Genomic DNA, 11,533 nt, shown 5'->3' with positions numbered 1-11,533 from the left:
AACTTCTCCAAGCTTTTGATTTATATTAATTATTCTTTCCATATTAGTAACCTCCTGAATTTTAACATCATTTTATTATTTTTTTATTTTTGGTATTTATGTTTCCCTATGACCTTATTTTATATCCTTTTATAGTTTTAAAATATGACTAGAATCACATTTTAAATATTTTATAAATCTAAAATGAAAATCAGCTTTTTCCTTAATTAGTTAATTTAACTTTGTTCACAATTATAACCTATACAAATGAACAGTGGTAAATTATTATGACATTCTTCATAATTTATTTTTCTTGTTGTAAATGCAATTATTTATTTTGAGGACAGAAAAAATCCCTTGATAATTCAAGGGATGAAATGTCTTTATTTATATAATGTATTCCTAAATCAGTTGCTTGAGTTTCTAATTTTCCTTACTATTGCTGCTAGGGCTAGAGTAATTACGGATAATAAAAATTTCTACTCTTCTATTTTTCTCTCTACCTTCCTTAGTTGAATTATCAAATTTAGGCATTTGTTCACCATATGCCTGAATAGATAACTTTTTGGGATTCACTCCCCCAGTATTAACTATGAAATTCATTACATTTATAGCTCGCGTTGCGCTTAACTCCCAATTGGAGGGGAACCTTGTATTGTGAATAGGTACATTATCAGTATGTCCTACAATCTTAATATCATTATCTAGACTCTTAAGCATATTGGATATTTGTAGAAGTAAGGGTGTAACCTCATCTAAAACCTTTGCGTCTCCAGAATTAAAAAGTAAAACATCCTGTATAGAGATTTCTAAGCCACCTTCATTAAGTTCTACTTTAACTTTATCTGAATAGCCATTTTTCCCAATTTCTTCTTCTATTGTTTCTTTGATTTCTTGCATTTTATTTTCTTCTATTACACCGTTAGAAACTACTTCTGGATGTAGGTCTTCTACTGGTTCAATTCCACCATCCTGCAAAATACCATTACTACTCGAGAAAATAGCATTTAGCTCAGTACTTACTTTTTCAAATTTTTCTTTATCAACCTGACTCATTGCAAACATAACAATAAAGAGTGCTAATAAAAGTGTTAGCATATCTGCATAAGGAATAAGCCATGTCTCGTCCACATGTTCCTCATGATGTACCTTTTTCTTATTCTTCATTTGTACTCGCTACCTTTCATTATTACTGTTTTCAAATTGTTTTCTATCCTTTGGTCTCAACAGACCAACTAATTTTGTTTCTATGCTCTTAGGGTTTTTCCCTTCTTGAATAAGTAATATTCCTTCTAGCATAATATTCATGCTACTAATTTCTTCATGAGATTTTCTCTTAAGCCTACTAGCAAATGGATGGCAAATTACATATCCAAAGAAAATTCCATAAAGTGTTGCAACAAAAGCAGCTGCTATCATATGTCCAAGTTTTTCAGTATCATTTAAATTTCCAAGAGCACCTATTAACCCGATAACAGCTCCTAAAACTCCAAGTGTTGGGGCAGCACCACCTGCTGCTGTTAAAATTGATGCACCAGCTCGATGCCTTTCTTCCATACTTTCAATTTCAGAACTCATTACTTCATTGATAAAGTCTGGCTCTATACCATCAACTACCATTTCAAGCGCTTTTTTCATAAATTTATTTTCCATACTTTGTATTGTATTTTCCAGCGATAATAACCCATTCTTTCGAGTTGAAATTGATATTTCTACAAGTTGTTTTATAATCTCAACAGGATCTTCCTTTTTCTTATCTTTAAAAAGTACTCCCAAAATTTTGGGTATTCCAAGAAATTCACCCTTCGGAAAAGAATTCATTACCGCTGCGGTAGTTCCAACTAGAATTATAATAGCTGCAGCGGGATTTAATAACACTGCCACATCTGCACCTTTAACGATCATTCCCACAACTACTGAGAGAAGACCTACAATAACACCCATAATTAAAAAAATGTCCATCTTTTGTTCCCCCTTACACCCTTCTTATCTATTGATTTTAAATAAAGAAGCATTTTATTATTATAATTTATTTTTCGACAATATCATACATTTTTTTATAAAAGTATTGTATCATAAAATCTCTAAGATAAACACTATTTTGGGACAAGGATTTTGATATTTTTTAAGGATAAATCTATTAATACTTAAATATTTCTATATTATTTCAAACAGGTAAAATTATGAATTTTTTTTAATACTGCTGAGCGAACATGTAAATAAATTACATACATTATATTAGTTGATTTTATAGGTCTTTTAAATTCAAAAAAAGAAAGTTCACCCCAAATGCTGAATATGTAAAATGTAATCAAATACAACTCAACAAGGTGAACCCTATGGATATTACTTACTCCAACAAATAATTATATAAGTGAAGCAGCAGTTGAAATTATTGATACGTTTATCAAACGCGCAAGCTTATCATAAGCTCTACGAATACTATAGGTGATGCAAGCTATGATCTAAAAATAGTTTTCAATATATAACCTATTGTTTGAATTCCATGTAATTTTAGATTTAGAACTATTTTTATAATCATAGCATTGAAAGTGTTGATATAAACTAAATAAGGTTTTGCCCAATCGCTCTGGATCTTTTTATTATTTAAAGTATATTCTATTATCCTTTATTCAATATTCTCTATTAATTTCATTACTGCCTCTACTGCTGCTAATTCATCTTCTCCCTCAGCTTGAATAGTTATTACATCTCCACACATAGCACCAATGCTAAGTATCCCTAGAAGGCTTTTCATGTTCACTACTTTATCACCCTTTTTTATGGTCATGTGGCTTTTAAATTTATTACCTTCTGATACAACTTTTGCAGCTGGCCTTGCATGCAACCCAATTTTATTTTTTACTATAACATCTTGTTCAAACATACTACCCCTCCCATTTTTTGATTTTGAATTCCTACTAAACATTCCAAGGCTTCCTTTTATGGCTTAACCTACTCTTCTTCAAATAATTAAAATAAATAATCCATGTCCATTATACTTAGCTAAAAATATTGCCCTCTTATATTTACTTATTTTACTTATATTTATATAGTAGTTTCTATATCTTAATTTATTTAAATGCCACTATTTGCTCTTTTATTTTGGTAAAAAACTCTAACAGTTTCCTGTTAGAGTTTTTAAGCAATGTTAAATTACAACTATAAGTTTATAGAATTAGAGTTGTTTTTAAATTCCAATTCTTTAGCATGTTTTTCAGCAACCATTACAAATGGCATGTAAATTAGTATACCTATAAAAATATTTACTAATTGTAACAATATACCCATTATAGATCCTGTGGCAAGAAATCCACTAATAATAGGAGGCATTGTCCAGTGAACTATAGCTATTGTTTTCGGAACAATACCTATTGCTATTGCAGAATAGCTTATAATTGTAAGTATTACAGGTAGTAAAATAAATGGGATCGCATAAATTGGATTTAAAACTAGAGGCATACCAAACAATACAGGCTCATTAATATTAAAAGCTGCAGGAGCTATTCCAAGTTTAGCTTTTGCTTTATTATCTTGTCTTTTTCCTATTATAAGTATTGCTATAAGAAGACAAATTGAACTTCCTGCTCCACCCATGTATACAAAAGTGTCAAAGAAAGATGAAGTAACTATATTTTCTGCTGCTTGCCCAGCTTGAAAAGCCTTAACATTAGCTTCCATTAATGGTAGAAATAATGCACTTGTGATAGGTAGAAGTATATTTGTTCCATGAAGTCCGAAGAACCATAGTAAGTGAACTAAAAATACTACTAACAATGCTGCAGGTAAGCTACTTGCTAACCCTAATAGGGGCTTCTGAATTAATTCAAATATAAACTGATGGATGTCTGGAATTCCAACTAAATCAAGAATTATCTTTAATGCACCAAATATTACTAAAACAATTAGTGAAGGAAGTAATGCTGCAAAGGATCTTCCAACTGCTGGTGGAACTCCATCTGGCATTTTAATAACAAGTTTCTTGTTTCCCATTAGTTTGACAAAAAGCTCCGTTGCAACAAGAGAAACAAATAATGCAACGAATAAACCTTGTGCTCCAAGATATCCATAAGGAAGTGCCCAATCCTTAGAAGAACCAGCGTAAAGCATTAAAAGTGCGCCAAAGGATACAATACCTGCTGTTAGTCCATCTTTGTCGTAGGATTTAGCAAGATTATAGCTGATAGAGAATACTACCAATAGAGACATAATTGCAAAGGTACCGTTCCACAACGTACCACCAAAGGAGTTCCACTTCTCACCAAAGATACCTTTCATAAAGTCTCCCCAGCCAGGTATTGGAAAGTTGTTAAAAAGTACTGCTAATGAGCCTACTAGAATTAAAGGCATAATAGCAACAAACCCATCACGTATAGCCACTAGATGTCTTTGCGAACCAATTTTACCAGCAAAAGGTACAAAGTACTTTTCCAAAAATTCCATGACTTTTTTCATTTTAATTCCCCCTATGATTAATAATTTATAATTCCTTAGCCATTAGCTAAATGACTACCCATTTAAAAGAGTTAAAGCATGATTTAGAACTTTCTCTCCATTCATTAATCCATAGTCAATGCTGTTTATCACATCAACTTTGATTCCCTTTGGTTCATATGCATTTTTATATTTATTTAGCAGGAATCTCACTTGTGGCCCAAGTAATAACACATCAGTATTCTCTATATGATGTCTTAACTCTGCTTCAGCCACAGCAATTATTTTGGCTTCAACGCCAAGTTTTTTAGCTGCATCATTCATTTTTACCACTAGAAGACTTGTAGACATTCCAGCTCCACATACTAAGGTAATCCTTTTCATATAAATTCCCTCCTTTAATTATTTTTTTAATCTATTAATATTAAATAGCAACTATCATGCCAAGACACTCTTTCCCTAAAATGCTATTAAACTTTATTATAAAATGTCCTATTCCTGTTTTATAAGTCTCAAATTTCATATTAATGTTTTAATTTTTTCTTAGTGTTTCGATTTTGCCTTAGTGTTTTGTTTGATTATTGCTAGTGTTTTCTTCATTTTTTAGACTGTTTTATTGCTTTAAAAGCCTTTCATACATATCTATAAATTCATGTGCAAGATCCTTAACTGTTATAGCATTCATAAGATGGTCTTGCGCGTGAACCATCAAAAGACTAATCTCTATAGAATTTCCAGAAGCTTCTTCTTGAATGAGTTTAGTCTGTGCTATATGTGCCAAAGCTAGTTCCTCATTAGCTTTTTCTAATGTTTCTCGTGCTTCTTTTAATTTATCAACTTTAGCAAGTTGAATAGCCTCCATTGAATAACTTCTCGCATTTCCTCCATTAACAATTATTTGTAGCATTATCTCCTGATACTTCATCTCCATCATCCTTTCTCATATTGTTTATATTAAATTAATACCCATCATGCCTCCACTAATAATTAAAGCAATTTATATGCCAAAACATAAAAAAGTGCGACATACTTAGTCGCACTGTAGTTAACTATAATTTCTAATATCAAAGTAACTCATTATATAACAAATTTCATCGGATAAAATATATATATTATATTTTTTACTAAGTTCATTACAGGCATCTTTTACTATTTTATAAAGTTCTGGATTTAATTTAATATATTCTTTTTTTCCCTGAAACTCGGTTACAGTTCCACCTACTTTAAGCCTTTCAATCATGCATCCAATATGAAGAGTTGTACCAATTAAAACCTCTGTGTCCATCTTTATATTTAGGTCCTCTTCAATTTGAGTTATAAACCTCTTAATATCTTTAAAAACCTCAGTCCCATCTATATTTTTAAGTTGGTGCTTTAGAGTGTCTCCCATTTTAATATAAGTAGTCTCAATATCTATAAGCTGCTGAATTGCAGCAATTGCCTTTTGACTTATAACCTCATGAAGCGCAAACTGCCTGATATTGGTATTTATACTAAAGGAACTTACTACACAAAGCACATTTTTTTCTCTGGCGATAGATCTTATTCTTGCACTTATATTTTCTTTAGAAACAATATTAAAAGGAATAATTTCTAATTGGCTGTTGTCATATTCAAGGTTTTTCTCAAGTAAGTCTTTAATAGTTCTTGCACTGCCTTCTCCAGTGGTACATATAGTTATAATAACCAATTTATCTTCAGAACTTTTAGTATCATTGTCCTTTGACATATCCTGATCAATTATACTATTAACACTTAGTGTTTCCTTATAAACTTCATCTAAGGAATAGCCTAGCGTAGACTTTCTAGCTGCTTCCAATACATGGAGGGTACTTACCAAAGGAATAGTTTTTGTTCTTATGCCAAATTCTTTTTCTAATTCTTCTCCAAAGGTTGTCAGTGATCCCATATCTACTAAAAATATCGTATCTGAGGTTATATTACTTTCTTTTATAATAGCCTTTAGCCTAAAGAGCACTTGCTGTGGTTTTTCCTCAAGAGGCGCATTTATTCCTATTACATGATTTACGCCTAAAAGCTTATTTGCTACTTCAGCCATGGAAGTTGCAGTATTATTTCCATGTGCAATAACAATTACTTTTACTTCTTGTTTATACTCGGTACTATTCCTTTCATCATACACCAAAAACAAAGCAATAAATCCAGCTTCATCAATAGGCATAGTAATATCCAGGGTTCTTTCTATAAGCTTTAGGCAATCTAAAGCAACAGAGAACTCTTCACTATGCTCTGTTCTTATTTTATTTAATTGGGGATTTATTATCTTTTTGTTTCTTTTCACCCTTTCAATAGAGTTAGCTATATGGGCTGCCATTCCAAAATAAATCTTTTGACTTAGAATTCTTTTGAGTTTTTCTTCACTATAGCTTACTATATGCTCTATAACTTTAATAATATCAGGATTAATTATATTTTCTAAACTAGCTATATCAGTTCTTCTGTTTACATTGTATATATATTTTGCAAAATAGTCTTCTATATCCCTTCCCATTTCTCTTTCAAGTTCATTACCCTTAACACCTTTTGCTTGAAGCTCATGAACTCGCATATTAATCATCTCATATATACTATCTTCACTGGTATCTTCCTCAAAAAGAATATTGTCATTACTTTTATCAAAAATACAATACCTTTTATTAAATCCTATGAGCTTGTTCCATATTTGTCTGTGTTCTGTTTCTTTATATAGACCTTCTCGAATATACATCGGAAGTTCTGAACTATTTACTTTAATTTCATATTTTTTTCCTGCAGCAAAATCTGCATAGGCTTTAGCACAAGCCAATTGAATGTCTGTTTTAAGTTGACCTATATTATTTGCACAGTTATAGCTTAAAAAAGCCCTCATAGAATTTACAGAAACCATTATTTCTTTATCCAGCCTTGAGGATTCCTCTTTAAAGAATCCACTTATAAGAGCAAATCTTTCCTCCAGACTTCTTTCTGCTAAAGCTGGTATTCTTATAACCATTGGAATCCTTCTAGTAAAAGTTCTTAAAAGGGCAGACCCAGGATTCTCTGTGGTTGCAGAAATTATAAGCACAGTTGCTTTTCTATCCTGTTCTGTTTCACCAAGCCTTCTATAAATTCCCTTATCCATAAATGTAAAAAATATTTCTTGACCCTCTGGGGGAAGTCTGTGTACTTCATCCAGAAAAAGTATTCCTCCATTAGCTTTCTCTATAAGTCCCTGTTTATCTGAATCCGCCCCAGTATAAGCCCCTTTCTTAGTTCCAAAAAGCTGACTAATTAAAAGCTGGGGATTATTAGCATAGTCTGCGCAGTTAAAGATAACAAAAGGAGCATTATATTGAAGCTTATTTGTCTCTATGGCATATTTATGTATAAGTGATGCAAACATTGACTTGCCAACACCTGTATCTCCAAGTATTAATATATTCATGCCCTTTGGGGGATAAAGTATTGCCGCCTTAGCTTGCTCCACCGCTGTAAACAAACTTTGGTTTGCTCTTGAGAATTTTTCTATAGTTGAAGCATATTTTTCATGTTTTGATTCCTTTGAAGCTGTAAATATCACTGGTCTTCCATTATTCTTTGATACTTTACCTGCTTCATATAATTTATTTAAATCACTGCTCACATTTGCTCTACTTAAACTAAGAGCTTCTGCTATTTCTAAGGCACTTGCGCCATTACTATATCCAGATAGTTTCTCATAGACAGCATTAATCCTTTTCAATTTATCACCCCTTTAAGCTGATTACAGAATAAATTTATATATATATTCTTCATTACATTTGATTATCCTATATATATATTACTGCCTTTGTGGTTAATGCAAAAAAGATAGCCTTATAAACTATCTTTTCTTTTCTTTATTTTTGGTATAAGTATAAATGGTGCTTAATTTTTACTTTTTTTATTTAATGAAAATGTAAAAAAGCAACCAAGTCATTGAAAGCCCATCCCCTTAATATCTCTCATTATTAAATGTAGACCAGCCCTTTTCCTATTCTCTTATAGCTCCTTGTATTAGGTATCTCCTTATCTTGGCAGCATACATATTTAAGTCGTTCCACTGTACTAATCTCCATTTTTATAAAGTGAGGTAGCAGCTCAGCTTAAAATAGCTACTGATCATAATTGGTTTATTAATATATTTTACTTATTTACTTATCTTCCATCAAAGCTTTACCTTATATCATTGATGCCATAATTATATCTTTAATGAATTTGACATCTCATTAAATTTATTTAGAAACTGCAAATACTTATATCATGATTCATTGATAAACACATATATCTCAAATAAGATAATTACAGAGTATAGAATTAAAAATTGAAATTATAATCTTAAAATTCTGGAAACCTTAAATAAGCCAAAGAAGTTATTGGAAATAACTTACCCATATAGCTACCTTTCTATTAACTATTTACAAGGTTTCTTCCTACATTATAAGCTTTTCTTAAAATTTTAGCTTTCTTTTGTATGGAATCCTTTGTAAATGCTCCAAGGATTGTAATTCTCCTTATTGGTTTTATCCCCATAGCTTTTAAAGATTTTTCAGTGTACCTAAAATATCGATTAAATATAAAAGGGATTGGTGCTGCTTGAGAATAAATGAAAATAGTTTTTTTAATGCCAAATCTAGGCTTGTGCTTTTCATTTGTCAAAGGATAAAATCTATCCAGAAGATTCTTAAGAATACCTGACATTTGATTTATATATACAGGGGTAGACAATACTAAAAAGTCTGCTTCCTTTATTTCTCCGTAAATTTCTTTAAGGTCATCCTTTAGGATACAATGATCATGGTCTGGCTGCCTACAAAACATACAGGACTGACAAGATTTTATATTCATATCATTAAGATAATAAACTTTAGTCTCAATGTGATTTTCCTTTGCACCTTTGATAAGCTCTTTCACAGTAGTATCAATATTACCATTTTTTCTTGGACTTCCAACAAAAGCAATTAATTTACTCATTTATTTGCACCCTTTCTCAAGTAGATTCTCTACTACCTTGTTATCACAAATACCCCCACAGGAAATATAAAATGTTTTTTCTCAAGTTGTTCATTTTTCCTTTTTCTAGGATAATTTCTTCCAAAGCTTTCGTTATTTTAGTTTTTCTTTTAACTATTGCTCAGTTCTTTCAATCAACTTCAAAATCATCTTGGTTAGTTCATTAGCTTCTTCTCTTGAATATATAGAAAACACTTCAATTGTTAATTCATCACTTATAGTCTTTATTTGCTGAACTAGGCTATTAGCTTCCTTATGTATCTCTAAAAAAGAAGATCTTTTATCTTCTGGATTTTCAACCTTTAGGACTATCCCCTTATTTTCTAACCTATTTATAATACCTGAAATAGTTGGTCTGTCTGAGCCTAATCGTTGTGCTATTTCTGCAGATGTAATAGGTTGCTCAGATGAATATATCTGCATTATTACCGAAAGCTGTGATGCAGTTATGTCAAACTCTCTTAATGCTTTATCTAGTTTGTTCCTTAGTTGTTTTGATGCTTTGTTTATTAAAAAAGACAAGTTTTCCATTTAGTACCTCCCAATATAATTAGTACACTAACTATATGATTAGTATACTAACTTGTTTTGTATTTGTCAAATTAATAATGTCTCCATTCACAATAGATTCTATTTACTAAAATTAAAAATCATATCTTTAATTTACTTCAACAGAAATATCTTTACAAAGGATACTTCCGGTTAATCCTAAACTAGAACCAATTCCAACTTCAATGTATTCCCCTTTATACTTAAAAATCATTTCAAAGATTATATTACTGCAATACCAATTACTTAATTCCATACTTTCTATATCATTTAATTTTAATATGATTTCTTGGTTAAAAATTTGATCTTTTCTAACCTCCATATCAATTATAAGTGTTATACCATTGGTGTCCATCTTTATCTCTTTTATATAATCATCATGGAAAGCTGACCAATATCCATGTAATTCGATAAATCTATCTGCCCCTTTAATAGACTTTCTTGGGGAAAAAATCAATTCAATATTAACCTTTCCAATTCTTAACGTACTTCCATCCCATAAATATAAAAGTAAAAATCTTCCCCATTCATCCTCATCAACTTTCTGAATAGTAGCATCTAGTATCTCTTTTTCAGAATAAATTAATTTAATTCTATCCGCATTTTGAATTTCAATTAAATCAATGGAAGAAAAGGAAATTTTATATAATCTCCTATCTATATTTTCAAATCTATTTATGTTAATTTTTCTTATGATAAACACCTCTCTTTACTTTTATAAAAATAATTAACTTTATACCAATAGCTCGATGCAAATTTAAACCCCTAAAACCATCGAAAGTAAAATAAGTATTTATATCAGATGAACTATTAAAATTACTACAAGAGATATAAACAAGGCTTACTGTTGTAAGTTTTATGAGAAGAATATATTTGAAGATCTAGAATATGCTCTTGTTTTGTAGTGGCACACTGGCAATTACATTCACCCAAACTATTTTGCTTTAAAATTCAACAGACTAATAAAAAGGATGGGAGAAGAAAGGGTAATATTTCATGAACTACGTCATACCGATTCAACTCTACTCTTACAACAGGAGGTGATTTTAAAATAATCCAAACTAGACTTAGACATTCCCATATCAACACAACCTTAAATATTTACTCTCACATTAACAAATACATTCAAACGAAAGCCACTGATACACATTTAAAATTAATAAACATATAGACTATCATAATACCAAAATAAAATTAGGCTGGCAAAATAAAAACACTAGGTCATAAAACCTAGTGTTTTCAATGGAACGAGTAAGTCTGTAAGCCGAGTTCTGTATTTGACAATCATCTATCTAGGCCCATTGTTACCAGATGGGCTCCAGCGATACACCCGGAGACGGGACGGGCAGCCCCTAAATGTCTCCCATTTGATCTTGCTCCAGATGGGGTTTACATAGCCGCAAAGTCGCCATTGCGCTGGTGAGCTCTTACCTCACCTTTCCATCCTTACCAGTACATGATAAATCATGCCTTTGGCGGTATCTCTCTGTTGCACTTTCCTTAGAGTCGCCTCCACTGGGAGTTACCCAGCACCCTGCCCTATGGAGCTCGGACTTTCCTC

At 31.3% G+C, this 11,533-nt stretch carries 10 protein-coding genes and 1 other RNA gene; all 11 read right to left on the bottom strand.

What is annotated here, in order from left to right:
• Positions 1 to 402: 402 nt before the first annotated feature.
• On the bottom strand, positions 403 to 1,146 hold the full coding sequence (locus tag RR409_RS19765) for a flagellar motor protein MotB (RefSeq protein WP_332559501.1): 744 nt from the start codon (positions 1,144 to 1,146) through the stop codon (positions 403 to 405).
• Between the two features lie 9 nt (positions 1,147 to 1,155).
• Positions 1,156 to 1,941, bottom strand: coding sequence for a flagellar motor stator protein MotA (motA, locus tag RR409_RS19760; RefSeq protein ID WP_332559500.1), 786 nt, complete (start codon positions 1,939 to 1,941; stop codon positions 1,156 to 1,158).
• A 667-nt stretch (positions 1,942 to 2,608) separates the two neighbouring features.
• The gene (locus tag RR409_RS19755; RefSeq protein WP_332559499.1) at positions 2,609 to 2,866 is read right to left on the bottom strand and encodes an HPr family phosphocarrier protein; all 258 of its coding nucleotides are present in this window, start codon (positions 2,864 to 2,866) and stop codon (positions 2,609 to 2,611) included.
• Between the two features lie 275 nt (positions 2,867 to 3,141).
• A complete protein-coding gene (locus RR409_RS19750; protein WP_332559498.1) occupies positions 3,142 to 4,434 on the bottom strand; it encodes a PTS sugar transporter subunit IIC in 1,293 nt (430 codons plus the stop codon).
• A 54-nt stretch (positions 4,435 to 4,488) separates the two neighbouring features.
• Positions 4,489 to 4,797, bottom strand: coding sequence for a PTS sugar transporter subunit IIB (locus RR409_RS19745; RefSeq protein ID WP_332559497.1), 309 nt, complete (start codon positions 4,795 to 4,797; stop codon positions 4,489 to 4,491).
• Positions 4,798 to 5,026: 229 nt separating this feature from the next.
• Positions 5,027 to 5,338, bottom strand: a complete 312-nt coding sequence (locus RR409_RS19740) for a PTS lactose/cellobiose transporter subunit IIA (RefSeq protein ID WP_332559496.1) — start codon at positions 5,336 to 5,338, stop codon at positions 5,027 to 5,029.
• Positions 5,339 to 5,458: 120 nt separating this feature from the next.
• Complete coding sequence (locus RR409_RS19735) at positions 5,459 to 8,134, bottom strand: sigma 54-interacting transcriptional regulator (protein ID WP_332559495.1); 2,676 nt, start codon at positions 8,132 to 8,134, stop codon at positions 5,459 to 5,461.
• Between the two features lie 686 nt (positions 8,135 to 8,820).
• Positions 8,821 to 9,384 (bottom strand): flavodoxin family protein, encoded by a 564-nt coding sequence (locus RR409_RS19730; RefSeq protein ID WP_332559494.1) that lies wholly within the window; start codon positions 9,382 to 9,384, stop codon positions 8,821 to 8,823.
• A gap of 153 nt (positions 9,385 to 9,537) precedes the next feature.
• Positions 9,538 to 9,954, bottom strand: a complete 417-nt coding sequence (locus tag RR409_RS19725) for a MarR family transcriptional regulator (RefSeq protein ID WP_332559493.1) — start codon at positions 9,952 to 9,954, stop codon at positions 9,538 to 9,540.
• A gap of 127 nt (positions 9,955 to 10,081) precedes the next feature.
• On the bottom strand, positions 10,082 to 10,675 hold the full coding sequence (locus tag RR409_RS19720) for an Imm50 family immunity protein (RefSeq protein WP_332559492.1): 594 nt from the start codon (positions 10,673 to 10,675) through the stop codon (positions 10,082 to 10,084).
• A 541-nt stretch (positions 10,676 to 11,216) separates the two neighbouring features.
• Positions 11,217 to 11,533, bottom strand: an RNA gene (gene rnpB, locus RR409_RS19715) — RNase P RNA component class A; the annotation flags it as partial.

This window comes from Clostridium sp. (genome assembly GCF_036642255.1).
Taxonomy (GTDB): Bacteria; Bacillota; Clostridia; order Clostridiales; family Clostridiaceae; genus Clostridium_J.
Note: the sequence above shows the minus strand (reverse complement) of the source record. Positions and strands in the feature narration are given on the sequence as shown.

What these genes read in the sequence shown, in the direction of transcription:
- RR409_RS19765 (WP_332559501.1), bottom strand. Translation starts at nt 1,146, where the DNA reads ATGAAGAATAAGAAAAAGGTACATCATGAGGAACATGTGGACGAGACA.
- motA (WP_332559500.1), bottom strand. Translation starts at nt 1,941, where the DNA reads ATGGACATTTTTTTAATTATGGGTGTTATTGTAGGTCTTCTCTCAGTA.
- RR409_RS19755 (WP_332559499.1), bottom strand. Translation starts at nt 2,866, where the DNA reads ATGTTTGAACAAGATGTTATAGTAAAAAATAAAATTGGGTTGCATGCA.
- RR409_RS19750 (WP_332559498.1), bottom strand. Translation starts at nt 4,434, where the DNA reads ATGAAAAAAGTCATGGAATTTTTGGAAAAGTACTTTGTACCTTTTGCT.
- RR409_RS19745 (WP_332559497.1), bottom strand. Translation starts at nt 4,797, where the DNA reads ATGAAAAGGATTACCTTAGTATGTGGAGCTGGAATGTCTACAAGTCTT.
- RR409_RS19740 (WP_332559496.1), bottom strand. Translation starts at nt 5,338, where the DNA reads ATGAAGTATCAGGAGATAATGCTACAAATAATTGTTAATGGAGGAAAT.
- RR409_RS19730 (WP_332559494.1), bottom strand. Translation starts at nt 9,384, where the DNA reads ATGAGTAAATTAATTGCTTTTGTTGGAAGTCCAAGAAAAAATGGTAAT.
- RR409_RS19725 (WP_332559493.1), bottom strand. Translation starts at nt 9,954, where the DNA reads ATGGAAAACTTGTCTTTTTTAATAAACAAAGCATCAAAACAACTAAGG.